The 23,107-nt window shown below is 71.7% G+C and carries 21 protein-coding genes; 18 read left to right on the top strand and 3 right to left on the bottom strand.

Annotated elements, in window-relative coordinates; translation table 11 throughout:
- Positions 1–59: 59 nt before the first annotated feature.
- From ispG to OG266_RS11695, 9 genes are all read left to right on the top strand, one after another.
- On the top strand, positions 60–1,217 hold the full coding sequence (gene ispG / locus OG266_RS11735) for a flavodoxin-dependent (E)-4-hydroxy-3-methylbut-2-enyl-diphosphate synthase (protein WP_266474485.1): 1,158 nt from the start codon (positions 60–62) through the stop codon (positions 1,215–1,217).
- 366 nt (positions 1,218–1,583) lie between these two features.
- Positions 1,584–2,432: a GNAT family N-acetyltransferase gene (locus tag OG266_RS11730; protein WP_329545208.1), complete on the top strand. Its 849-nt coding sequence runs from the start codon at positions 1,584–1,586 to the stop codon at positions 2,430–2,432.
- 69 nt (positions 2,433–2,501) lie between these two features.
- Complete coding sequence (locus OG266_RS11725; RefSeq protein ID WP_371545294.1) at positions 2,502–3,071, top strand: GNAT family N-acetyltransferase; 570 nt, start codon at positions 2,502–2,504, stop codon at positions 3,069–3,071.
- Positions 3,072–3,151: 80 nt separating this feature from the next.
- On the top strand, positions 3,152–4,843 hold the full coding sequence (locus OG266_RS11720; protein ID WP_371545291.1) for a proline--tRNA ligase: 1,692 nt from the start codon (positions 3,152–3,154) through the stop codon (positions 4,841–4,843).
- A gap of 144 nt (positions 4,844–4,987) precedes the next feature.
- Complete coding sequence (locus tag OG266_RS11715; RefSeq protein WP_371545288.1) at positions 4,988–5,314, top strand: hypothetical protein; 327 nt, start codon at positions 4,988–4,990, stop codon at positions 5,312–5,314.
- A complete protein-coding gene (locus OG266_RS11710) occupies positions 5,311–6,408 on the top strand; it encodes an FAD:protein FMN transferase (RefSeq protein WP_371545285.1) in 1,098 nt (365 codons plus the stop codon). The genes OG266_RS11715 and OG266_RS11710 overlap by 4 nt, the downstream gene beginning before the upstream one ends.
- Positions 6,405–7,040, top strand: coding sequence for a ferric reductase-like transmembrane domain-containing protein (locus OG266_RS11705; RefSeq protein ID WP_371545282.1), 636 nt, complete (start codon positions 6,405–6,407; stop codon positions 7,038–7,040). The genes OG266_RS11710 and OG266_RS11705 overlap by 4 nt, the downstream gene beginning before the upstream one ends.
- Positions 7,037–8,254: an NADH-ubiquinone oxidoreductase-F iron-sulfur binding region domain-containing protein gene (locus tag OG266_RS11700; protein ID WP_371545279.1), complete on the top strand. Its 1,218-nt coding sequence runs from the start codon at positions 7,037–7,039 to the stop codon at positions 8,252–8,254. The genes OG266_RS11705 and OG266_RS11700 overlap by 4 nt, the downstream gene beginning before the upstream one ends.
- 1 nt (position 8,255) lies before the next feature.
- Positions 8,256–8,471, top strand: coding sequence for a ferredoxin (locus OG266_RS11695; protein WP_371545276.1), 216 nt, complete (start codon positions 8,256–8,258; stop codon positions 8,469–8,471).
- Here the strand turns inward: OG266_RS11695 and OG266_RS11690 are convergent.
- The 3 genes from OG266_RS11690 to OG266_RS11680 all read right to left on the bottom strand — a co-directional run bounded on the left by OG266_RS11690 (position 8,468) and on the right by OG266_RS11680 (position 10,484).
- Positions 8,468–9,397, bottom strand: a complete 930-nt coding sequence (locus tag OG266_RS11690; RefSeq protein WP_371545274.1) for an aminoglycoside phosphotransferase family protein — start codon at positions 9,395–9,397, stop codon at positions 8,468–8,470. The two genes, OG266_RS11695 and OG266_RS11690, sit on opposite strands and share 4 nt — an antisense overlap.
- Before the next feature lie 26 nt (positions 9,398–9,423).
- On the bottom strand, positions 9,424–9,864 hold the full coding sequence (locus OG266_RS11685; RefSeq protein WP_371552749.1) for a ferritin-like domain-containing protein: 441 nt from the start codon (positions 9,862–9,864) through the stop codon (positions 9,424–9,426).
- Between the two features lie 65 nt (positions 9,865–9,929).
- On the bottom strand, positions 9,930–10,484 hold the full coding sequence (locus tag OG266_RS11680; protein ID WP_371545272.1) for a hypothetical protein: 555 nt from the start codon (positions 10,482–10,484) through the stop codon (positions 9,930–9,932).
- A 254-nt stretch (positions 10,485–10,738) separates the two neighbouring features.
- Between OG266_RS11680 and rimP the strand changes: the two genes are divergently transcribed.
- The 9 genes from rimP to OG266_RS11635 all read left to right on the top strand — a co-directional run bounded on the left by rimP (position 10,739) and on the right by OG266_RS11635 (position 23,096).
- On the top strand, positions 10,739–11,281 hold the full coding sequence (rimP, locus tag OG266_RS11675) for a ribosome maturation factor RimP (RefSeq protein ID WP_371545270.1): 543 nt from the start codon (positions 10,739–10,741) through the stop codon (positions 11,279–11,281).
- Positions 11,282–11,283: 2 nt separating this feature from the next.
- Positions 11,284–12,282: a transcription termination factor NusA gene (nusA, locus tag OG266_RS11670; RefSeq protein WP_266474466.1), complete on the top strand. Its 999-nt coding sequence runs from the start codon at positions 11,284–11,286 to the stop codon at positions 12,280–12,282.
- A 102-nt stretch (positions 12,283–12,384) separates the two neighbouring features.
- Entirely contained in the window at positions 12,385–12,663 is a 279-nt protein-coding gene (locus OG266_RS11665; RefSeq protein ID WP_266474465.1) for a YlxR family protein, read from the top strand.
- A gap of 147 nt (positions 12,664–12,810) precedes the next feature.
- Positions 12,811–15,987: a translation initiation factor IF-2 gene (gene infB / locus OG266_RS11660; protein ID WP_371545267.1), complete on the top strand. Its 3,177-nt coding sequence runs from the start codon at positions 12,811–12,813 to the stop codon at positions 15,985–15,987.
- 273 nt (positions 15,988–16,260) lie between these two features.
- Positions 16,261–16,554, top strand: coding sequence for a DUF503 domain-containing protein (locus tag OG266_RS11655; RefSeq protein ID WP_266474462.1), 294 nt, complete (start codon positions 16,261–16,263; stop codon positions 16,552–16,554).
- Positions 16,555–16,627: 73 nt separating this feature from the next.
- Positions 16,628–17,095 (top strand): 30S ribosome-binding factor RbfA, encoded by a 468-nt coding sequence (gene rbfA, locus OG266_RS11650; RefSeq protein WP_266474461.1) that lies wholly within the window; start codon positions 16,628–16,630, stop codon positions 17,093–17,095.
- Positions 17,092–17,997 (top strand): tRNA pseudouridine(55) synthase TruB, encoded by a 906-nt coding sequence (gene truB, locus OG266_RS11645; RefSeq protein ID WP_371545262.1) that lies wholly within the window; start codon positions 17,092–17,094, stop codon positions 17,995–17,997. The genes rbfA and truB overlap by 4 nt, the downstream gene beginning before the upstream one ends.
- A gap of 260 nt (positions 17,998–18,257) precedes the next feature.
- A complete protein-coding gene (locus OG266_RS11640) occupies positions 18,258–21,992 on the top strand; it encodes a trypsin-like peptidase domain-containing protein (RefSeq protein ID WP_371545259.1) in 3,735 nt (1,244 codons plus the stop codon).
- A 138-nt stretch (positions 21,993–22,130) separates the two neighbouring features.
- Complete coding sequence (locus OG266_RS11635; RefSeq protein WP_266474458.1) at positions 22,131–23,096, top strand: bifunctional riboflavin kinase/FAD synthetase; 966 nt, start codon at positions 22,131–22,133, stop codon at positions 23,094–23,096.
- Positions 23,097–23,107 lie beyond the last annotated feature (11 nt).

Genomic DNA, 23,107 nt, shown 5'->3' with positions numbered 1-23,107 from the left:
TCGAAGCCTGGAGCCCACGATTCCGGGACCTTGATCCACAACTTGGGGTTGCACAGCAGATGACTGCGATTTCTCTCGGCATGCCGTCCGTTCCGACCAAGCTGGCCGAGCGCCGCAAGACGCGGCAGATCCAGGTCGGAAGCGTGGCCGTGGGCGGAGACGCACCTGTCTCGGTGCAGTCGATGACGACGACACGTACGTCGGACATCGGCGCCACGCTTCAGCAGATCGCCGAGCTGACCGCCTCCGGCTGCCAGATCGTACGAGTCGCCTGCCCGACCCAGGACGACGCCGACGCCCTCGCGGTCATCGCCAAGAAGTCCCAGATCCCGGTCATCGCGGACATCCACTTCCAGCCGAAGTACGTCTTCGCGGCGATCAACGCCGGCTGCGCGGCGGTGCGTGTGAACCCCGGCAACATCAAGCAGTTCGACGACCAGGTCAAGGAGATCGCGCGGGCCGCGAAGGACACCGGCACCCCGATCCGGATCGGCGTCAACGCGGGCTCGCTCGACAGGCGACTGCTCCAGAAGTACGGCAAGGCGACGCCCGAGGCGCTCGTCGAGTCCGCCCTGTGGGAGGCGTCCCTCTTCGAGGAGCACGACTTCCGGGACATCAAGATCTCGGTCAAGCACAACGACCCGGTGGTCATGGTCAACGCCTACCGGCAGCTCTCGGCCGCCTGCGACTACCCCCTCCACCTCGGTGTCACGGAGGCCGGTCCCGCCTTCCAGGGCACGATCAAGTCGGCGGTGGCCTTCGGCGCGCTGCTGAGCGAGGGCATCGGCGACACGATCCGCGTCTCCCTGTCGGCCCCGCCCGTCGAGGAGATCAAGGTCGGCATGCAGATCCTGGAGTCGCTGAACCTCAAGCAGCGCCGACTGGAGATCGTCTCCTGCCCGTCCTGCGGGCGTGCCCAGGTCGACGTCTACAAGCTCGCCGAGGAAGTCACCGCCGGCCTCGACGGCATGGAGGTCCCGCTGCGCGTCGCCGTCATGGGCTGCGTCGTCAACGGCCCGGGTGAGGCCCGCGAGGCCGACCTCGGCGTCGCCTCCGGCAACGGCAAGGGCCAGATCTTCGTCAAGGGCGAGGTCATCAAGACGGTCCCCGAGTCGAAGATCGTGGAGACCCTCATCGAAGAGGCACTCAAGCTTGCGGAGCAGATGGAGGCGGACGGGGTCGCTTCTGGCGAGCCGTCGGTGTCGGTGGCGGGCTGAGTTTTCTCGCCCCCTCCGCCCCTGCCCGTCCCTTGTTCCTGGGGCTCCGCCCCAGACCCCGCTCCTCAAACGCCGGAGGGGCTGAAATTTTCCCCGGCCGGAGCTGAAATCATTCGCCCTGGCAGGCAGATCCTTCGCCCCTGCGGCAGATCTTTCAGTCCCGGCCGGGGGAGATCTTTCAGCCCGTCCGGCGTTTGAGGACGAGCGCGTCAGCGCGACAGGGGGGTCTGGGGGCGCAGCCCCCAGGTACGGGACGGGCAGGGGCGGAGGGGGCGAAAACCTCCCCACCCCAACCGGGCGGCGCCGCTCAATCTCGCCAGGTACAGTGCGGAGATCAGCAGACCGCGTATGGTGAGGCCCCCGCACGTGTTGACCCAGACCACCACCAGGGTCCTCGAACCGAGTGACCTGGACGCCGCGCTCGCCGTCCTCGACCGCGAGCCGGTCACGAACGCTTTCGTGGCTTCCAGGGTCCAGGTCGCCGGCCTCGACCCCTGGCGCCTCGGCGGCGAGATGTGGGGCTGGTACGAGGACGGCATGCTCCGGTCCCTCTGCTACGCCGGCGCCAACCTGGTCCCGATCTGCGCCACCCCCCGAGCCATCCGCGGCTTCGCGGACCGCGCCCGCAGGGCAGGCCGCCGCTGCTCCTCGATCGTCGGCCCCGCCGAGGCCACCGCCCAGCTGTGGCGACTCCTCGAACCGAGCTGGGGCCCCGCCCGCGAGGTCCGCACACACCAGCCCCTGATGGTCACCGACCGGCTCCCCACCGACATCACCCCGGATCCGTACGTCCGCCGCATCCGCAAGGACGAGATGGAAACGATCATGCCGGCGTGCGTGGCGATGTTCACCGAGGAGGTCGGCGTCTCGCCGCTCGCCGGTGACGGCGGGCTGCTCTACCAGGCACGCGTGGCCGAACTCGTCGGCTCCGGACGCTCGTTCGCCCGCCTCGACCAGAACGGCAAGGTCGTCTTCAAGGCCGAGATCGGCGCCGCCACCACGCAGGCCTGCCAGATCCAGGGCGTCTGGATCGCCCCCGAGTACCGGGGGCAGGGCCTGGCTGCCCCAGGCATGGCGGCGGTCCTGCGCTACGCACTCGCGGACGTGGCACCCCTCGTCAGTCTCTACGTCAACGACTTCAACACGGCCGCCCGGGCGACGTACCGCAGAGTCGGCTTCCAAGAGGTCGGCGCTTTCATGAGCGTCCTTTTCTAGCCGTGCCCCACAGGGGCGCGGGGCCGTCCCCCGCACCATCCGGCGAAGCGCCCGGGTAGTCTCCCCGGCATGCTGCGCTTCCCCGGTCAGGGCCCCCGCACCCCCGACGACGTGGTCATCGGCCCGCTGGATCTCGCCGCCCGTGTCGACGAGGCGCTCGCCGTGCAGGCCCTCGCCTTCGGGCTCGGCGCCGACGAGATCGCCGTACGCCGCCAGATCGTGCTGCGGCACCTGAGCTACCCGGGAGCCCGCGCGCTGGGCGCCACCACCGTCGACGGACGGCTCGTCGGCTTCGTCTACGGCATGCCGAACGACCGTACGCACTGGTGGTCCACCGTCGTCGAGCCGTATCTGCGCGCCCGCGGCCACGACGGCTGGCTCGACGAATCCTTCGTGATCACCGAACTGCACGTCCACCCGCGCTACCAGAACCGGGGCGTCGGCCGCGCCCTGATCACCGCCATCACGGACGACGTCGCCGAACCCCGCTCGATCCTCTCCGCCATCGACACGGACAGCCCGGCCCGCGGCCTGTACCGCTCGCTGGGATACGAGGATCTGGCCAGGCAGGTTCTGTTCCCGAGTGCGCCGAAGCCGTACGCCGTGATGGGTGCCCCGCTGCCCCTCAGGCACCGCTGACGGAGAAACGGATTTCCGGGGACGGTGGGCCCCCGGCTAACCTCCTTGCCATCACCCTTGAGCAGCAGGAGTCAAGAATCATGGCCCAGGTCCAGCGCATGTCCCGTTTGATGGTCAAGACACTGCGTGACGACCCGGCGGACGCGGAGACGCTCAGTCACAAGCTGCTGGTCCGCGCCGGCTATGTGCGCCGTACCGCCGCGGGTATCTGGTCCTGGCTGCCGCTGGGCAAGAAGGTCCTCGACAACGTCTCCCGGGTCGTCCGGGAGGAGATGGACGCCATCGGCGCGCAGGAGGTACTCCTCCCCGCCCTGCTGCCCAAGGAGCCGTACGAGGCCTCCGGCCGCTGGGAGGAGTACGGCGACCTGCTCTTCCGCCTCAAGGACCGCAAGGGCTCCGAGTACCTGCTCGGTCCGACCCACGAGGAGATCTTCACCCTCCTGGTGAAGGACCAGGCGTCGTCGTACAAGGACCTGCCGGTCATGCTCTACCAGATCCAGACGAAGTACCGGGACGAGGCCCGCCCGCGCTCCGGCGTGCTGCGCGGCCGCGAGTTCCAGATGAAGGACTCCTACTCCTTCGACACCACGGACGAGGGCCTCGCGGAGTCGTACGCCCTCCACCGCGCCGCGTACCAGAAGATCTTCGCGCGCCTCGGCCTCGACTACCGCATCGTCTCAGCCGTCTCGGGTGCGATGGGCGGCTCGGCTTCGGAGGAATTCCTGGCCCCGGCGGCCGCGGGCGAGGACACCTTCGTGGACTGCCCCGCCTGCGACTACGCGGCGAACACGGAGGCCGTCACCTTCAGGCTGACGCCCGTCACCGAGGAGCACGGACCGGTCGAGGAGCTGGACACCCCCGACACCCCGACCATCGAGACCCTGGCCGCCCACCTCGGCGTCCCGGCCTCCGCGACCCTCAAGAACCTCCTGGTCAAGGTCGACGGTGAGATCGTCGCCGTCGGCGTCCCCGGCGACCGCGAGGTCGACCTCGGCAAGCTGGGCGAGCACCTCGCGCCGGCCGTCGTGGAACTGGTGACGGCCGAGGACTTCGAGGGCCGCGACGATCTCGTACGCGGTTACGTGGGCCCGCAGGGCCTGGAGAAGGTCCGCTACATCGCCGACCCGCGGGTGGCCCCCGGCACGGCCTGGATCACCGGCGCGAACAAGGCCGACACCCACGCGAAGAACGTCGTCGCCGGCCGTGACTTCGAGGTCGACGACTACTTCGATGTCGTCGTGGTCCAGGAGGGCGACCCCTGCCCGTCCTGCGGCACCGGCCTCAAGCTGGACCGCGCCATCGAGATCGGCCACATCTTCCAGCTCGGCCGCAAGTACGCCGACACCTTCCAGCTCGACGTCCTCGGCCAGCAGGGCAAGCCCGTGCGCGTGACGATGGGTTCGTACGGCATCGGCGTCTCCCGTGCGGTCGCGGCACTCGCCGAGCAGTCGGCGGACGGGCAGGGCCTGTGCTGGCCCAAGGAGGTCGCTCCGGCCGACGTGCATGTCGTCGCGGCGGGCAAGGCGCTCCAGACCGAACTGGCCCTCGACGTCTCCGAGAAGCTCGGCGCCGCGGGCGTACGTGTCCTGGTCGACGACCGGGCCGGCGTCTCGCCCGGCGTGAAGTTCACGGACGCCGAACTCATCGGCGTACCGCAGATCCTGGTCGCCGGACGGCGCTCGGCCGAGGGCGTCGTGGAGCTCAAGGACCGCCGTACCGGCGAGCGCGAGGAGCTGACGGTGGACGAGGCGATCGCCCGCCTGACGGCGTAACCGGCACAACAGCGGTGCTTGAAGTCTGAAATTAAATGCGTCTCTCAGAGACTTCTTCCGGGGTGTATGGATTCCTCACAGACTTCTCTCAGGCTGCTCCCCGACCGTAGGACGTGACAGAGCGTCATTCGGAGGGGAGCAGCCATGACAGGCAGCGAGCGGGGGGCCGCCGCGGCGGTCCGCAGAGGGACACGACGTACGGCGGCCGCGGCAGCGGCGGTGACACTGGCCGCGGCGGCCGGGATGTTCGCCCTGATCGGCACGATGCAGGCGGACGCGAACACGGACACGGCGGCGACCGGCACCACGGATTCCTCGTCGAGCTCGTCCTCGGACACTTCGTCTTCATCCACGTCGGACTCGTCTTCCTCGTCTTCTTCCTCCTCGGACTCGACCCTCCAGTCGCCGTCCGACAACCCCACGTCCTCCGGTAGCGGCGACTCGGCCGACTCCACATCGGGGGCGTCATGACCGCCGCCGCCGACTGGCGCGCCCTCGGCACGAGCGTCCGTCTGGTCACCACCGATCCGGCTCTGCTGGACTCGTGCAACCTGCTGCTCGCCCGGCACCTCGCCGAGGTCGACGCCACCTGCAGCCGTTTCCGCCAGGACTCGGAGCTGGCCGCGCTCGACGGCACCGACGGCCGTCCGGTCAAGGTCAGCCCGCTGCTCGAGGAGGCCTTGGCCGTCGCGCTGCGCGCCGCCGAGGCGACGGACGGCGCCGTCGATCCGACGGTCGGGTCGGCGATGAACGCCCTCGGCTACGACCGCGACTTCCAACTGATCCAGGAGGACGGCCGCCCCGTCCGGCTCACCGTGCGCCCGGTCCCGGGCTGGCGCCTGGTGACGCTGGACCGTACGACCGGCACGGTCACCGTCCCGGCCGGCGTCCGTCTCGATCTGGGCGCCACCGCGAAGGCCTGGGCCGCCGACAGGGCCGCGACGATGCTCGCGGAGGCGGCGGGCTGCGGAGTCCTGGTGAGCCTGGGCGGCGACACGGCCGTCGCGGGCCGCCCTCCGCACGGCGGCTGGCGCATCCGCGTCCAGGACGCCACGGGCCCGGTCGAAGAGATCCCCGCCCGTGGCTCGTCCGACATGGTCTCCATCCGAGGCGGCGGCCTCGCGACCTCCGGCACCACGGCCCGCCGCTGGCGCCGAGGCGCCCAGGAACTCCACCACATCATCGACCCGTACACCGGCCTGCCCGCCCAGACCCCCTGGCGCACCGTCTCCGTAGCGGCGGCGACCTGCGCGGACGCCAACGCGGCCAGCACGGCGGCCCTGGTGAAGGGCGCGGGCGCGGAACGCTGGCTGACCCGACTCGCCCTACCGGCAAGGCTGGTGGCGAACGACGGCACGGTACTCACGACACCGGGCTGGCCCACGTCACGAAGGGGCACGCCCACTTCTCAGCAGGGGCCGGCATCTCCAGCCCGTCCGGCGTTTGAGGACGAGGCCGTCAGGCCGATACGGGGGTCTGGGGGCGGAGCCCCCAGGAACGGGACGGGAAGGGGCGGAGGGGGCGAAACACCCTCGACCGCAACCACCACCAGGGCCGCAGCATGACCGACTCCGCAATCCTCTGGTACGCCAACAGAGCCACAGGCGCGGTCTGCCTCGTCCTGTTCACCCTCGTAGTCCTGCTGGGCATCACCGTACGGCTGAGAGGCAGACTCCCCGGACTCCCAAGGTTCGGCACGGTCTCCCTCCACCGCACCCTCTCCCTCTCCGCCACAGCCTTCCTCGCCCTGCACATCACGGCCGCGATAGTGGACGGCTACGTCAACATCACCGTCCTCGACGTCCTCGTCCCCTTCGTCTCCGACTACCAGCCCCTCTGGCTGGGCCTGGGCACGGTAGCCCTGGACCTGATGCTCGCGGTGCTGGTGACCAGCCTGCTGCGGGCCAGGATCGGCCTCCGCACCTGGCGCACCGTCCACTGGCTGGCGTACGCCTCCTGGCCGGTCGCCCTCGTCCACGGCATCGGCATCGGCACGGACAACGGCGCCACCTGGATGCTGTGGCTGACCGTCTCCTGCGTGGCCGCCGTACTCACGGCCTTCGGCATCCGCGTGGCCCAAGCGACCCGCGCGTCGAGGCGCACCCCGGCCGCCCTCCTCCACACAGCCGAACACACAGCCGAACGCACGGCCGAACACGCAGCCCGACTCCGCACGACGGCGGGACCTCGATCATGACCATGACCTTCACGGACATCTACATGCCACCCCGTCTGCTCGCCCCCGGCGGCGCCCCGGCCGGCCACACCACACACCAGCAGCGCTACGGCCCCGTGTCGTACGGCAACCCGGCGCACCTGCTGCGCACCCTCGCCGAGTCCGGCCTCACGGGTCGCGGCGGCGCCGCCTTCCCCACGTACCGGAAACTGGTCGCCGTCGCCGAGGCGGGCCGCCGCACCGGCCGCGCCCCGGTCGTCGTGGGGAACGGCGCCGAGGGCGAGCCCGCCAGCCACAAGGACAAGACGCTGCTGCGGCTCTCGCCGCATCTCGTCCTGGACGGGCTCCAGTTGGCGGCCGAGGCGGTCGGTGCGGGGGAGGCGTACCTTGCCGTCGAGGACGGCGCGACCCCCCTGGAAACGGCACTCACCGAGCGCCACGACCCGCTGCCCGTGCGGATCGTACGAGTCCCGAAGCGCTTCCTCTCCGGTCAGTCATCGGCCCTCGCCCAGTACATCTCCGGGCAGGCCGCACTGCCCCGCGACCAGCACCCTCCGGTCCGCGAACAGGGTGTACGCCGGGCCCCGACCCTCGTCCAGAACGTCGAGACCCTCGCGCACCTCGCCCTGATCGCCCGCTACGGCGCCGACTGGTTCCGTTCGCAGGGCACGCCGACCGAGCCGGGCAGCGCCCTGTGCACGGTGTACGCGCCGGGCCGGGAGGTACGGGTCGTGGAGGCGCCGTTCGGGATACCGCTGCACCGGCTGCTCCCGCTGGACGGCGTCGGCGCGGTGCTCCTCGGCGGCTACCACGGCACCTGGCTCACGGCCGCCGAGGCCGCGACCCGCACCCTGACCGCCGCCGACCTGGGAGCGGGTGTCCTCATCGCGCTGCCCGCCGACCGCTGCGGCCTCGCCGACACGGCCGACGTGCTGCGCTACCTCGCGCTCGAATCGGCCGGACAGTGCGGACCCTGCCTCAACGGCCTGCCCCGGATCGCCGCCGCGTTCCGCACGCTGGCCGCACCCGGCCCGCAGGGCACCAGCCGCCGGGACGTCGCCCGCTGGGCCGGACTCGTCGAGGGCCGCGGCGCCTGCCACCACCCCGACGGCACGGTCCGCCTGGTCCGCAGCGCGTTCACCACCTTCGCCGCCGAACTCGACGCGCACGCCGCGGGCCACTGCACGGCGTCCGACCGCCGGCCCCTGCTGCCCGTCCCCGAGAACCGGAGCTGACATGGAAGCCGACCTGGAACTCGCCGTCGACTGGACCGCCTGCCAGGCGCACGGCCTGTGCGCGGAGCTGCTCCCCGAGCACATCACGCTCGACGAGTGGGGCTACCCCCTGTTCCGTCGGGGCCCGCTCCCTGGGAGAACCCTGAAACGTGCCCGGAGAGCCGCGGCCGACTGCCCGGTCCTGGCCCTCAAACTCACCTCGGCACAAGGGAGTTAGAGCCAGCCCGCGAACTCCAGGAGCAGCTCCGCGTCCTGCGGACGCCCGACCCGCCGGGCCCGTACGCCCGACTCGACCGCCCGGAACAGGGTCCAGCCCCGCAGCCGCTCCTGGTCCACGTCCAGCGACTCGGCGAGCCGCTTCACCCGCCGACGCGTGGTCGAGGACCCCGAAGGCGACGCGATCAGATCCTCCACCCGGTCGCGGACCAGCCGGGCCAGATCGAAGGCACACTCGCCGACCACCGGGTCGGGGCCCACGGCCAGCCAGGGCATGCGCTCACCGGCGAGGACCTTGCTCTGCCGGAAGGTGCCGTGCAGCAGCCGTTCCTCGGGCGGGCCGGCCAGGAGCTCCTCGCGGGCCCCGAGCGCCGCGTCCACCAGGGCGGCGACCTCCGCGTCGGCACCCGCCGACGCCCGCATCGCCTCGGCCTGCCGCCCGGTCCGCTCGGCGACGGTCTCGAAGGCGTGCCCGGCGGGCGGCTCGACCCACAGCCGCCGCAGCGTCCCGGCCGCCTCCAGCAGGGCCTTCGCCTCGGGCAGCGAGCGCACGGAGACGTCGGGGTGCAGGCGCTCGAGCAGCAGTACGCCCTGTGCGTCATCCGGGTTGAGGAGCTGGACCGCGCCCCGGCCGTCCCAGTGGGCGAGCGCGGCCCGCTCGCTCTCCGGACGGGCTCGCCCGGGCGCCAGCTTCAGCACGGCGGGCGTCCCGTCGGCCTGCCTGACCAGGACCACCAGACTGCTGCGCCCGCCGGGCGCCTGCACCCGCTCCACCGTCAACTCGCGTAGATCAACAGCCTGTTGAGCCAGCGTCGGCAGCTTGTCCAGCCAGTCGCCGGTCCCACCTGTCCCCTCGGCACCGTCGGCCCCGTTGTGCTGCGTCTCGCCGAGCGCCCGAACGAGGCGTTGCGGCGGTTCGAAAGCCATGCGCGAGTGGTTCCTTCCAGCTGGCGTTAGGCCGGTGAGGGCGCCGACGCGGACGGGGTGGCGGCCCGCTCGGCGAGCCCAGGGAAGGCTACGCTCTCGCCGCGCCACCGCACGGCCCGTACCGCCGCCTCGCGCAGCGCCTCGGCGGCCGTACGCCGCTGGCCGCCCGTGGAAGCCCGTACGAGATCGGAGTACACCCCGGCAACCCGCTCCTCCAGTTCGGCCGCGAACCGCACGGCCGTGGCCGAGTCCTTCACCTGGAACGGCAGTGCGTACGCCGCCGCCGAGGCCTCGGGCTTTCCGCCCAGGTCCCGCACGGCCCGCGCCAGCTCGTCCCGCCGCGCCCGGTGGGCGTCGTAGGCCGCCCGGGCCTCGGTCCTGCGCGCATCGTCGATCTTGCCGCCGACGACGCCGTACCCGTAGACGACGGCGTGCTCGGCGCCCAGCGCGGCCTGCAGCGCCTTCAGCTCCGCTGCCTTCGCCCTCTTGGCGTCCTCGGTGTCGTCGCCGCTCCTGGATTCCCTGGTGCCGGTCACTTCGTCCCCTCCGTCAACAAGTAGGCGTGTGCCGCCCCGGCCGCCGCCACTGACGCCAGCAGCCTGGCCAGCTCTCCCGGCACGTCCAGCAGGGCCTTCGTGCGCTGGTCGGCCAGGGTGCGCTCGGCCGACGCGAGCTCCTTGAGAGCGTCCTTCTCGGTGGCCGGCACGGTGGCCGACGGGGCGGGGGTGGCGCCGGCGGCCACCGCCGATTCCGATGCCGACGCGGACGGTGACGGCGATCCCGATGCCCGGCTTCCGCTGTCGAAGGCGGCCGTATGCCGTACGACCTCCGCGCGCAGCGGGCGCAGGCGCTCCGCCAGTGACGGGTACGCGGTGATCACGGCCGCGTACCGCTCCGCGAGTGCCCGGCTGTCGAGGGCGGCACGCGCGCGTGCCCGGTCGGCGGCCGAGGGGCCCCCACCGGAGGTCTCGGTGGTGGACGGCTCGGAGGTGGAACAGCCCGCGAGCGCGAAGGCGCCCGCGGCCGACGCGAGCAGGGTCCTTCGGCGCGGGCCCGAGGGGGTGCGCGACGGCAGGGTGAACGGCACGGGAGACGTCCTCGGAAGGCTCGTACGAAAGGGAGGGCTGCACGCCCGTGATCACGGTACCCGCGCCCCGGCCGATCGGTGGCCAGCGGCTCTCGCACAGTGCTCGTCCGGCCGGTTGTTCCGCGCCCTGTGCCCCCGCCCTCCGCCGTCCGGCCGCGTCACGATGGACGGCAACACCCCCGGCGACCGGATACCCTTTGACCTGACACGCGAGACCTACCCACAACAGCACACGCGGCCGAGGAGTCACCCGGATGAGCACCACCCAGAGCGAGAGGCTGCGAGAACTGCTGGAACCTCTCGTCAGCTCTCAGGGACTCGATCTCGAAGAGGTCGAGGTGGACTCGGTGGGACGCAAGCGTGTGCTGCGTGTCGTCGTCGACTCGGACACGGGTGCCGACCTGGACCAGATCGCCGATGTGAGCCGTGCGCTCTCGGCGAAGCTCGACGAGACGGACGCGATGGGCGAGGGCGAGTACACCCTCGAGGTCGGAACCCCCGGTGCCGAGCGCGAGCTCAAGGAGCACCGTCACTACGTACGTGCCACGGACCGCCTGGTGAAGTTCCAGCTGAGCGACGACTCGGAGCTGATCGCCCGGATCCTCACCGTCGACGACTCCGGAGTCGACGTCGAAGTGCCCGGCGTGAAGGGGCGCAAGCCCACCGCCAAGAGGCTCGCCTTCGAGGACATCACCAAGGCGCGCGTCCAGGTCGAGTTCAACCGCAAGAGCAAGCCCGACGACCAGCACGAGCAAGACGAGCAAGAAGCGCTCGAAGAGAACGCAGAGGAGGCGTAGCCGTGGACATCGACATGAGTGCCCTGCGGGGTTTGGTACGGGAGAAGGAGATCTCCTTCGACCTGCTGGTCGAGGCGATCGAGTCGGCCCTCCTCATCGCCTACCACCGCACCGAGGGAAGCCGCCGGCACGCGCGCGTGAAGCTCGACCGGGAGACCGGTCATGTGACCGTGTGGGCGAAGGAGGACCCCGAGGACCTGGAGGAGGGGCAGGAGGCGCGCGAGTTCGACGACACCCCGTCGGGTTTCGGCCGCATCGCAGCGACCACCGCCAAGCAGGTCATCCTGCAGCGCCTGCGGGACGCCGAGGACGACGCGACGCTCGGCGAGTACGCGGGCCGCGAGGGCGACATCGTCACCGGTGTCGTGCAGCAGGGCCGCGACCCCAAGAACGTCCTGGTCGACATCGGCAAGCTGGAGGCCATCCTGCCGGTGCAGGAGCAGGTCCCCGGTGAGACCTACACGCACGGCCTGCGCCTGCGCTCGTACGTCGTCCGGGTCGCCAAGGGCGTCCGCGGTCCGTCCGTGACGCTCTCCCGCACACACCCCAACCTGGTGAAGAAGCTGTTCGCCCTCGAGGTGCCGGAGATCGCCGACGGGTCCGTCGAGATCGCCGCCATCGCGCGCGAGGCGGGCCACCGTACGAAGATCGCCGTCCGCTCCACTCGGTCCGGGCTGAATCCCAAGGGCGCCTGCATCGGCCCCATGGGCAGCCGGGTGCGCAACGTGATGGCCGAGCTGAACGGCGAGAAGATCGACATCGTCGACTGGGCGGACGACCCGGCCGAGATGGTGGCGAACGCGCTGTCCCCGGCCCGCGTCTCCAAGGTCGAGGTCGTCGACCTCGCGGCCCGCTCCGCGCGCGTGACCGTCCCCGACTACCAGCTGTCGCTGGCGATCGGCAAGGAGGGCCAGAATGCCCGTCTTGCGGCCCGCCTGACCGGCTGGCGGATCGACATCCGTCCGGACACCGAACAGGCGGGCGACCAGGCCGGGGAATAGGCCCGGGAATAGATCCAAGCCGCAGGTGGCTTAGATCACGACAACAACCGTTCGATTCTTGCCCCAAAGGGGTGAGGTCGGTACGGGGAGGTAGACTTAAGAGTGTCTGGCCGGACGCGAGCCCGCGCATGCCCTGAACGCACCTGTGTGGGGTGTCGGGAGCGAGCGGCCAAGAAGGATCTGCTGCGCATCGTGGCGGTCGAGGGTGAATGTGTCCCCGATCATCGCGGTACGCTGCCCGGCCGGGGCTCGTACGTACACCCCGTCCTGGCCTGTCTCGACCTGGCGGTCCGCCGCCGGGCGTTCCCACGGGCGCTGCGTGCCCCGGGATCGCTCGACATGAAGGCGTTGCGCCACTACGTCGAGCAGGTAACACCGTAAGACGTGTCGTACGGAACCCCCGTGCGGCCCTGGTACCCCGCGAGTTGGAAGTAGGTCGAGATTGCGATGAGCACTCGATGAGCACGCGATGAGTACGCCCATGAAGTAGCGACGGTCCGGACGCAACCCGGACCTAAAAGGAGCGAAGTGGCTAAGGTCCGGGTATACGAACTCGCTAAGGAGTTCGGGGTTGAGAGCAAGGTCGTCATGGCCAAGCTCCAGGAACTCGGTGAGTTCGTCCGTTCAGCGTCCTCGACGATCGAGGCGCCCGTAGTACGCAAACTGACAGATGCCCTCCAGCAGGGCAACGGCGGCGGCAAGCCGGCGCCGCGCAAGGCCGCGCCCGCCAAGCCGGGTGCGCCTTCTCCCGCGCAGGCCGCCCGTCCGGCCGCCCCGCGCCCGCCGGCTCCCAAGCCGGCCGTGGCCGAGAAGCCCGCGGAGGCCGCACCGGTCACCCCGGTCATTCCGTCCACTCCCGCCTCGGGCCCGCGTCCGGGTCCCAAGCCCGCGCCGAAGCCCGCTCCGGCGGCTCCGGCTCCGGTCGCAGCCGAGTTCACGGCGCCCCCGTCGGCTCCCGCGGCTCCGGCCGCCGGTGCTCGTCCGGCTGCTGCCCGTCCCGGCGCTCCGAAGCCTGCCGGTGCTCGTCCGGCCGGTCCCGGCCAGGGTGGTCAGGGCCGTACCGACCGTCCCGAGCGCACGGACCGTCCCGAGCGTGGCGACCGCCCCGACCGTCAGGGCGCTCCGCGTCCGGGTGGCCAGGGCGCACGTCCCGGTGCTCGTCCGGCCGGTCCCCGTCCGGGCAACAACCCGTTCACCTCTGGTGGCTCCACCGGTATGGCGCGCCCCCAGGCGCCCCGTCCGGGTGGTGCCCCGCGTCCGGGTGGCGCAGGCGCCCCCGGCAGCCCGCGTCCGCAGGGCGCGGGTCAGGACCGTGGTGACCGCGGTCCCCGTCCCCAGGGCGGTCCCGGCGGCGCTCCGCGTCCGCAGGGCGGTCCGGGTGGTGCTCGTCCGTCTCCGGGCGGCATGCCTCGTCCGCAGGGTGGCGCTCCGCGTCCCGGCGGCGGCCCCGGTGGTAACCGTCCGAACCCCGGCATGATGCCGCAGCGTCCCGCTGCCGGCAGCCCGCGTCCGGGCGGCGGTGGCCCCGGTGGCGGCCGTGGTCCCGGTGGCGGTGGCGGTCGTCCCGGCGGTGCCGGTGGCGGTCGTCCCGGTGGCGGCGGCGGCTTCGCCGGTCGTCCGGCCGGTCCCGGTGGCGGTGGCGGCGGTTTCGCCGGTCGTCCCGGTGGTCCGGGTGGCGGCGGTGGCGGTTTCGCCGGTCGTCCCGGTGGTCCCGGTGGCGGTGGCGGCGGTCGTCCCGGCTTCGGCGGTCGTCCCGGTGGTCCGGGTGGCCGTGGTGGCACACAGGGCGCCTTCGGTCGTCCCGGTGGTCCCGCGCGTCGTGGTCGCAAGTCGAAGCGGCAGAGGCGCCAGGAGTACGAGGCCATGCAGGCCCCGTCGGTCGGCGGCGTCATGCTGCCTCGCGGCAACGGACAGTCCGTCCGCCTGTCGCGCGGTGCCTCGCTCACCGACTTCGCCGAGAAGATCGGCGCCAACCCGGCGTCGCTCGTCGGCGTGATGATGAACCTCGGCGAGATGGTCACTGCCACGCAGTCCGTCTCCGACGAGACGCTGAAGCTCCTCGCGGACGAGATGAACTTCGTCCTCGAGATCGTCAGCCCCGAGGAGGAGGACCGCGAGCTGCTCGAGTCCTTCGACATCGAGTTCGGCGAGGACGAGGGCGACGAGGACGACCTCGTGGTCCGTCCGCCGGTCGTGACCGTCATGGGTCACGTCGACCACGGTAAGACCCGCCTTCTCGACACCATCCGCAAGACGAACGTCGTTGCGGGCGAGGCCGGCGGTATCACGCAGCACATCGGTGCGTACCAGGTCGCGACCGAGGTCAACGGCGAAGAGCGCAGGATCACCTTCATCGACACCCCGGGTCACGAGGCGTTCACCGCCATGCGTGCACGTGGTGCCAAGTCGACCGACATCGCGATCCTCGTGGTGGCGGCCAACGACGGTGTGATGCCTCAGACGATCGAGGCGTTGAACCACGCCAAGGCGGCCGACGTGCCGATCGTGGTCGCGGTCAACAAGATCGACGTCGAGGGCGCCGACCCGACCAAGGTACGCGGTCAGCTCACCGAGTTCGGTCTGGTGGCCGAGGAGTACGGCGGCGACACGATGTTCGTCGACATCTCCGCCAAGCAGGGCCTCAACATCGAGAGCCTGCTGGAGGCCGTGGTCCTCACCGCGGACGCCTCGCTCGACCTGCGGGCCAACCCGGAGCAGGACGCGCAGGGTATTGCGATCGAGTCCCACCTCGACCGTGGCCGTGGTGCCGTTTCGACGGTCCTGGTCCAGCGCGGCACGCTGCGCATCGGCGACACGATGGTGGTCGGCGACGCGTACGGCCGTGTCCGGGCGATGCTCGACGACAACGGCAACAACGTCGAGGAAGCGGGTCCGTCGACCCCCGTCCTGGTCCTGGGTCTCACCAACGTCCCGGGCGCCGGCGACAACTTCCTGGTTGTCGACGAGGACCGCACGGCGCGTCAGATCGCCGAGAAGCGCGCGGCGCGTGAGCGCAACGCCAACTTCGCCCGCCGGGGTGTCCGGTTCTCCCTGGAGAACCTGGACGAGGCCCTCAAGGCCGGTCTGGTGCAGGAACTCAACCTCATCATCAAGGGCGACGCGTCCGGTTCGGTGGAGGCTCTCGAGTCCTCGCTGCTCCAGCTCGACGTCGGCGACGAGGTCGACATCCGCGTCCTGCACCGCGGTGTGGGTGCGGTCACCGAGTCGGACATCAACCTGGCGACCGGCTCCGACGCGATCGTCATCGGCTTCAACGTCCGCGCTGCGGGCCGCGCGGCTCAGATGGCGGAGCGCGAGGGCGTCGACGTCCGGTACTACTCGGTGATCTACCAGGCCATCGAGGAGATCGAGGCGGCCCTCAAGGGCATGCTCAAGCCGGAGTACGAGGAGGTCGAGCTCGGCACGGCGGAGATCCGCGAGGTCTTCAAGTCGTCCAAGCTCGGCAACATCGCCGGTGTCCTGGTCCGCTCGGGCGAGGTCAAGCGCAACACCAAGGCGCGCCTCATCCGCGACGGCAAGGTCATCGCGGAGAGCCTCAACATCTCCGGGCTGCGTCGCTTCAAGGACGACGTCACCGAGATCCGCGAAGGGTTCGAGGGTGGTATCAACCTCGGCAACTTCAACGACATCAAGGTCGACGACGTCATCGCGACGTACGAGATGCGCGAGAAGCCGCGCTCGTAAAGTGATGGTGTGAGCTGGCCGGGGTGACTTTGTCACCCCGGCCAGCTCACCGCTTTTAGGGGCGCGGGGAACTGCGCGACAAGCCCCCACCGGGCCGGCACCCGAAGAACAACCGAGGGGGCCTGGGGCGCAGCCCCAGAGGATGGGACGGGTAGGGGCGGCGGGGGCGAAAACCCCGTCGAGCGAGCCGGAGGTTCGTTGTACGGTTCTGATGACCCTGCCAAGCGCATTGGCAGGCCATCTATCCCGTACCGGCGGGACATCCGGTTACACATGTATGTGGGGACGCTGTCCTTCGACCTGCTCCTCGGCGACGTTCGCTCGCTCAAGGAGAAACGCTCTCTCGTCCGCCCGATCGTCGCCGAACTCCAGCGGAAGTACCCGGTGAGCGTGGCGGAGACGGGAAACCAGGACTTGCACCGCAGGGTCGAGATCGGCCTCGCGGTGGTCTCCGGAGACACCGAGCACCTCACCGACGTACTGGACCGGTGTGAGCGGCTCGTCGCGGCACGACCGGAGGTGGAACTGCTGTCGGTACGGCGCAGACTCCACACGGACGAAGACTGACGACGTCGGACGACGAATGACGAAGACCGACGAAGACTGACGGAACAAGCAAGGCGAAGAAGGAGACGGACCAGTGGCCGACAACGCGCGGGCTAAGAGGCTGGCGGACCTCATCCGAGAGGTGGTGGCCAAGAAGCTGCAGCGCGGGATCAAGGATCCGCGGCTCGGCACCCACGTCACCATCACGGACACCCGGGTCACGGGTGATCTGCGGGAGGCGACCGTCTTCTACACGGTGTACGGGGACGACCAGGTGCGGGCGGAGGCCGCCGCGGGCCTGGAGAGCGCCAAGGGCGTGCTCCGCTCCGCGGTCGGTGCGGCGGCGGGCGTGAAGTTCACGCCGACGCTGACCTTCGTCGCGGACGCCCTGCCGGACACCGCCAAGACCATCGAGGACCTGCTCGACAAGGCGCGTGCCTCGGACGAGAAGGTGCGCGAGGTCTCCTCCGGAGCGAAGTACGCCGGTGACGCGGACCCGTACAAGAAGCCGGACTCCGACGAAGAGTCGGACGACGACGAGACGGACGACGCCACCGGATGACCGAGAAGCACCAGACGCCCGACGGGCTTGTCATCGTCGACAAGCCGTCGGGCTTCACTTCGCACGACGTGGTCGCCAAGATGCGCGGGATCGCCAGGACCCGCCGCGTCGGACACGCGGGCACCCTCGACCCCATGGCGACGGGTGTGCTCGTCCTCGGCGTCGAGAAGGCCACCAAACTCCTCGGGCACCTCGCGCTCACCGAGAAGGAGTATCTGGGGACCATCCGGCTCGGGCAGAACACGCTGACGGACGACGCCGAGGGCGACATCACCTCGTCCGCGGACGCGTCCGGCATCAAGCGGGACGCCGTCGACGCCGGTATCGCCAAGCTGACCGGCGACATCATGCAGGTGCCGTCCAAGGTCAGCGCCATCAAGATCAACGGCGTGCGCTCGTACAAGCGGGCGCGCGACGGCGAGGACTTCGAGATCCCGGCCCGTCCGGTGCGGATCTCCTCGTTCGCGGTGTACGACGTCCGTGACGCCGTCGCCGAGGACGGCACCCCGGTCCTGGACCTGGTGGTCTCGGTGGTCTGCTCGTCCGGCACGTACATCCGGGCGCTCGCCCGTGACCTGGGCGCGGACCTGGGCGTCGGCGGCCACCTCACCGCGCTGCGCCGCACCCGCGTCGGCCCGTACAAGCTCGACTCCGCGCGCACCCTCGACCAGCTCCAGCAGGAGCTGACCGTGATGCCGGTCGCGGAGGCCGCGGCGGCCGCGTTCCCGCGCTGGGACGTGGACGACAGGCGGGCGGGGCTGCTTCTCAACGGCGTACGCCTGGAGATTCCCGAGGAGTACGCGGGGCGCGGCGCCGTGGCGGTCTTCGACCCGGCCGGGCGGTTCCTGGCCCTGGTGGAGGAGCAGAAGGGGAAGGCGAAGAGCCTGGCGGTGTTCGGCTGACGCCGACGGCCATTCGGGACCGGGCTTGCTGTACCCGCCCGTGGAGCGGCGATCACGGGGTCTCGTGCCCGCCGCTCCACGGTCCCCCCTCGGTTCCCCCACCCAAGGGTGTATCCATCCGTACCCGCCTATTCACCCCTTCGGGCAGGCGCTCGGAGTGAAGCGGGGGAGCGGAAGGGGGCGCGTTCGACACGCGATCTGTCCCGCTGATCACCCCGCGCCTACCGTCGGAAGAAGAAGCGCGGCGGGGAGGTTCGAGCATGGCGGGACGGGGCCCGCGGACCGGGGGCCGACATGCACCGGTCGACAGCCGACACGTACCGGTCCAGAGTCGGCCGGTACCGGACGACACCCGGGAGACGCCGGACGAGGCCCGGGAAGCGTATGACGACGCCCTGGTGCGGGTCTGCGACCTGGCGGGGCGTCCGCGCGGCACGGGGTTCGTCGCCGACCACCACGGCACGGTGATCACCAGCCACGAGGCGGTCGACGGCCTGGCCCGTCTTGTCCTGCACGCTCCCGGCGGCCGCACCTGTGTGGTCACCGCCGACGCCGTCACACCCCTCCCGGACGCCGATCTGGCTCTCGTACGCAGCGAAGGTCTCGGCGTGGACCCGCTCCCCGTCACCGTGCGGACCCACGTCGAGACCGGCACGTACGTCCGGATCGCCGCAGGCGGCTGGCGCGAGGCACGGGTACTCGGCGCCTCCGCCGTCACGTACACGGCGACCGACCGCTTCCATGTCCTGGGCGATGCCCTGGAATTGGCGATCGGTACGGCCGGCGCCGACGCGCTGCGGCTGGGCGGCGGAGCCGCCGGAGGCCCGGTCCTCGACGTCTCGACCGGGGCGGTGGTGGCGGTCCTGGGTACCGCGCTGCACGCCGGGCACCGAGTGGCGGGCTTCGCCGTCCCGCTGCGGACTCCGGAGGCCGAAGGACCGCTCGCCGCGCTGCTGGTCCGCAACGCGGCGACGGTGCCCGCGTACGGAGCCGATCTGAATCCGGCGGGGGTGCTGGAGCTGACGGCGACGTCCGTGGGCTCGGACGGGCCCGGTGGACCGGACGGCGGGGACTTCGAACCTGTCGAACGGGCAGATGTCGTAAGGGAGTTCGCCGGATTCGAGGGCGGTGGCCAGGCCGCCGTGCTCGGGCTCGTCGGCCCGCCCGGCAGCGGTCGTACGACGGAACTGGCGGCCCTCGCCGCACGCCGGACCCGGGGCGCGGAACCGGCGCCCACCCTGTGGCTGCGAGGCGCCGACCTCCTCGCCACGGACCTCTCGGTGGCGGACGCGGCGGCGCGGGCGCTGGAGCGGGCGGGGCGGATCGTGGCGGCCTCGCGGGAGGGCCTGCGCTCGGGGAGCTCTGCGGATTCGGGTGTGCTGCCTCCCGAGGGGTACGACGGTGAGCTGGGCGACATCGGGCCGGAGCGGCTGGCCCGGGTGGCGCTGGACACGGGGCGGCCGTTGCTGCTGCTCCTCGACGGTCCCGAGGAGATGCCGCCCGCCCTCGCCCACCGGATGCCCGAGTGGACGGCGGGAACGGCGGACTGGCTGCGGGAGACCGGGGCGCGGCTCGTGGTCGCGTGCCGGGCCGAGTACTGGGAGCAGGCGGGGGCGGAGTTTCCGGCGGAGCTGCTGCACCGGGCCGATCCCTCCTTGTCCGGGGCCGGGCGGCTTCCCGCCTGTGTGTGGCTGGGGGATCTGACCGAGGCGGAGGCGCTGCGGGCCCGGGCTCGTGCGGGGATCCCCGAGGGCACGCTCGCGTCGGCCGACGCACGGCATCCGCTGGCGCTGCGGCTGCTGTCCGAGGTGCGGGCGGCGCTGCCGGACTCCGCGGCCGCTCGGGGTGCGATGTCGGACGTCCCGGCCGCTCCGGGTGCGCTGCTGGACGCCTCGGCCCGGCCGCTCGACCGGGACGAGGTGTTCGCCGCCTACCTGGACCTCATGTGCCTGCGTGTCGCGGTCCGGCTGGCCGCGGTGAACGGGCTGCGTGGTACGGCCGTACGACGGCTCGCCGCTCAGGTCTCCGGCCAGGTGCACGAGGCCGCGCGGCGCTGTCTGGGGCCCGGGCAGGGGGAGTTGGACCGCGCGTCCTTCGAAGCAGTCTTCCCGTGGGGCCCCGCACCCGTTCGCCGCCTCGGGGCCACCACAGGCTGGGCCTCCGCCGTCCTCACCGAGGGCCTCCTCGTGCCTGCGGGCAACGGGTACCGCTTCGCCCACGAGGAACTCGCGGACTGGATCCAGGGCACCCACCTCGACCTGGACCCCGCCCTGCACGCCTTGGTGCACCGGGGGCGCGCGGGGGTGCCCGAGCAGGCGGGGCCCCGTGGGTCAGCCCGGCCGGGAAAGCCGGGATCCGCCCCGCCCCGCGCACTCCCCGTCCCCCGCCACCGCATCGGCCCGGTCGTCCAGGCCCTGCTGCTCCTGGGCCGGCAGCAGGGTCCCGGCGAGCTGGCCCGTCGGCTGGAAGACCTGGTCGACGCCGTGGACGACCTGCTGCCCGAGGGGCCGGCCCCGCTCGGCGACCCCGGCTGGTGGGCCACGCATCTCTGCGTCGACGTCCTGCTGCGGGTTCCCGACGCGAGCCCGTACGCCGGGGTGCTGCGGTTGCTCGCGGAGCGGATCGTGAGGTGGCGGGAGCAAGGGCGAGCTGTACCTGGGGAGTTCGGGCCGGCCTTCTGGGAGGCGCTGCCGCTGCCGGAGGAGGAACGGTTCGAGCTGCTGAGGTGCCTGGTCGTCGCGGATGAGGCACCGCGCACCGGGAGCCAAGAAGGCGAACCCCGCTATCTGGACGCCGTGGCCCGCCTCCTCACCGCCGACCCCACCGCCGTACAACCGCACCTCACCCACTGGTTCGACGACGACCGCCCCCTCCCCGCGACCCCGCACGCGACCGTGGCGACGGCGGCACAGGCGCTGCTGTACGCGTACCGGCGCCGGGCCCTGGACGATCTCGCGGAGGCGCTGGTCGCAGTCGCGCACCGGCTCGGCGACGAGCTGCTCGCCGTACTCGCCGAGGAGGAACCTTCGGCCGTGTGCCGGGCGGTGGACCGGTGGGCGCACGACGAGCGCCCCGCACGGCGGGTGGCGGCGGTGGCCTACGGACTGCGGGCCGCCCCGCAGGTGCGGACCGAGGCCGACCGCGCGCTGCTGCGCTACGCGGCGCTGGCCCTGCTGGCCCGCCCCGCCGACTGCACCCTGCACGGCGGAGCGCTCGGCCTCCTCGTACGGGACCCGTGGACCCGGGCCCGGTACCTGCCGCAGGCCTTGGAGCGGTTCACGGCGGGTGACCCGCAGCTGCCCGCGAGCGCGCTCGTCGCCGCCCTCACGACCCACCCCGACCCGGTGCTCGCCGCCTTCCGGGCCAGGCTGTGGCAACCGGGCGCGGGCCCGGACACCGGCGAGCTGCTGCGCACCCTCGCCGACGTCACCACACCCGGCCTGGCCCGCCGCGTCGCCGCCCTCGTACGCGAGGCGGTGGAGATCCGCCCGGCGGCCGCCGCGCACGTGGCCGCGTACGTCGACCGGCGGCTCGAACACGGGACGGAGGCCTACACGGTGCTCTTTCCGCTGGTCACAGGGTTGATCGACGGCTGCCCCGCACCGGTGCGGTCGGCGCTCGCGACCGTGCTCGCCGCGCCCGGCGGCCCGGACTCCCGTCCGCTGCGGCGCGAACTCCTCGACCTCCTCCTCGCCCATGAACGGGACCCGGCCGTCCTCGACACCGTGCTGCGCGCGGCGGCGGCCGACGCGGCCCGCAGGGGAGAGGAGCCCACCCGTGAACTGGTGCACCGTACGGGCCTCCTCCTCGTCCGCACCCCGGCCGGAGCCACCGGCTTCGACCACGGTCTCGTCGACCTGGCCCGCACCGTCCCCGGCTTCGCCGGCCTCGTGGCCGGCTGGCTGACGGGCGCCCCCGAGGAGTGGGCCGGCGTGGTCGGCCCGAGCACCCGCCGCATGATCGAGAACCTGGCCGGGGTGCGGGTTCCCGCCTGACCCGCGCCGCCGGAATGCGGGATGTGTCACAGCCTGATGCCGATGCAGGCGGAGAGCACCCGGCATGGCACTCTTAGAGCTGCGATTGAGGCAATCACGGACACAGGTTCGACGAGTTTGCGACAAGGAGCAGTCACAGTGCAGCGCTGGCGTGGCTTGGAGGACATCCCCGAGGACTGGGGGCGCAGCGTCGTCACCATCGGTTCCTACGACGGGGTGCACCGCGGACACCAGCTGATCATCCGGCATGCCGTGGACCGCGCCCGCGAGCTGGGCGTTCCCTCCGTCGTCGTCACCTTCGACCCGCACCCCAGCGAGGTCGTGCGCCCCGGCAGCCACCCCCCGCTGCTCGCCCCGCACCACCGCCGGGCCGAACTGATGGCCGAGCTGGGCGTGGACGCCCTGCTCATCCTTCCGTTCACCAAGGAGTTCTCGAAGCTGTCGCCCGCAGACTTCGTCGCGAAGGTCCTGGTCGACAAACTGCACGCGAAGGCCGCCGTCGAGGGCCCCAATTTCCGCTTCGGCCACAAGGCCGCCGGCAATGTCGACTTCCTGCGGGAGCAGGGCCGGACGTACGACTTCGAGGTCGAGGTCGTCGACCTGTACGTGACCGGTGACGCGGGCGGCGGCGAACCCTTCTCCTCGACCCTCACCCGGCGGCTCGTCGCCGAGGGCGACGTCGAGGGCGCGCGCGAGATCCTCGGGCGTCCGCACCGTGTCGAGGGCATCGTCGTACGAGGCGCCCAGCGCGGCCGCGAGCTGGGCTTCCCGACGGCGAACGTCGAGACCCTCCCGCACACCGCCATTCCCGCCGACGGCGTCTACGCCGGCTGGCTGCACGTCGCGGACGAGGCGATGCCGGCCGCGATCTCCGTGGGCACGAACCCCCAGTTCGACGGCACCGAGCGAACCGTCGAGGCGTACGCCATCGACCGCGTCGGCCTCGACCTGTACGGCCTGCACGTCGCCGTCGACTTCCTCGCCTTCGTACGCGGACAGGCCAGGTTCGACTCCATCGACGCGCTCCTCGTGGCCATCGGGGACGACGTGAAGCGGTCGCGGGAACTGATCGAGGCGTACGAGGCAGAGGCCGACTCCGAGTAGCTTCTCCGCGT

The sequence above is a fragment of the Streptomyces sp. NBC_00554 genome (assembly GCF_041431135.1).
In the GTDB taxonomy this organism is placed as follows: domain Bacteria; phylum Actinomycetota; class Actinomycetes; order Streptomycetales; family Streptomycetaceae; genus Streptomyces.
Note: the sequence above shows the minus strand (reverse complement) of the source record. Positions and strands in the feature narration are given on the sequence as shown.

What these genes read in the sequence shown, in the direction of transcription:
- ispG (WP_266474485.1), top strand. Translation starts at nt 60, where the DNA reads ATGACTGCGATTTCTCTCGGCATGCCGTCCGTTCCGACCAAGCTGGCC.
- OG266_RS11725 (WP_371545294.1), top strand. Translation starts at nt 2,502, where the DNA reads ATGCTGCGCTTCCCCGGTCAGGGCCCCCGCACCCCCGACGACGTGGTC.
- OG266_RS11720 (WP_371545291.1), top strand. Translation starts at nt 3,152, where the DNA reads ATGGCCCAGGTCCAGCGCATGTCCCGTTTGATGGTCAAGACACTGCGT.
- OG266_RS11715 (WP_371545288.1), top strand. Translation starts at nt 4,988, where the DNA reads ATGACAGGCAGCGAGCGGGGGGCCGCCGCGGCGGTCCGCAGAGGGACA.
- OG266_RS11710 (WP_371545285.1), top strand. Translation starts at nt 5,311, where the DNA reads ATGACCGCCGCCGCCGACTGGCGCGCCCTCGGCACGAGCGTCCGTCTG.
- OG266_RS11705 (WP_371545282.1), top strand. Translation starts at nt 6,405, where the DNA reads ATGACCGACTCCGCAATCCTCTGGTACGCCAACAGAGCCACAGGCGCG.
- OG266_RS11700 (WP_371545279.1), top strand. Translation starts at nt 7,037, where the DNA reads ATGACCATGACCTTCACGGACATCTACATGCCACCCCGTCTGCTCGCC.
- OG266_RS11695 (WP_371545276.1), top strand. Translation starts at nt 8,256, where the DNA reads ATGGAAGCCGACCTGGAACTCGCCGTCGACTGGACCGCCTGCCAGGCG.
- OG266_RS11690 (WP_371545274.1), bottom strand. Translation starts at nt 9,397, where the DNA reads ATGGCTTTCGAACCGCCGCAACGCCTCGTTCGGGCGCTCGGCGAGACG.
- rimP (WP_371545270.1), top strand. Translation starts at nt 10,739, where the DNA reads ATGAGCACCACCCAGAGCGAGAGGCTGCGAGAACTGCTGGAACCTCTC.
- OG266_RS11655 (WP_266474462.1), top strand. Translation starts at nt 16,261, where the DNA reads ATGTATGTGGGGACGCTGTCCTTCGACCTGCTCCTCGGCGACGTTCGC.
- truB (WP_371545262.1), top strand. Translation starts at nt 17,092, where the DNA reads ATGACCGAGAAGCACCAGACGCCCGACGGGCTTGTCATCGTCGACAAG.
- OG266_RS11640 (WP_371545259.1), top strand. Translation starts at nt 18,258, where the DNA reads ATGGCGGGACGGGGCCCGCGGACCGGGGGCCGACATGCACCGGTCGAC.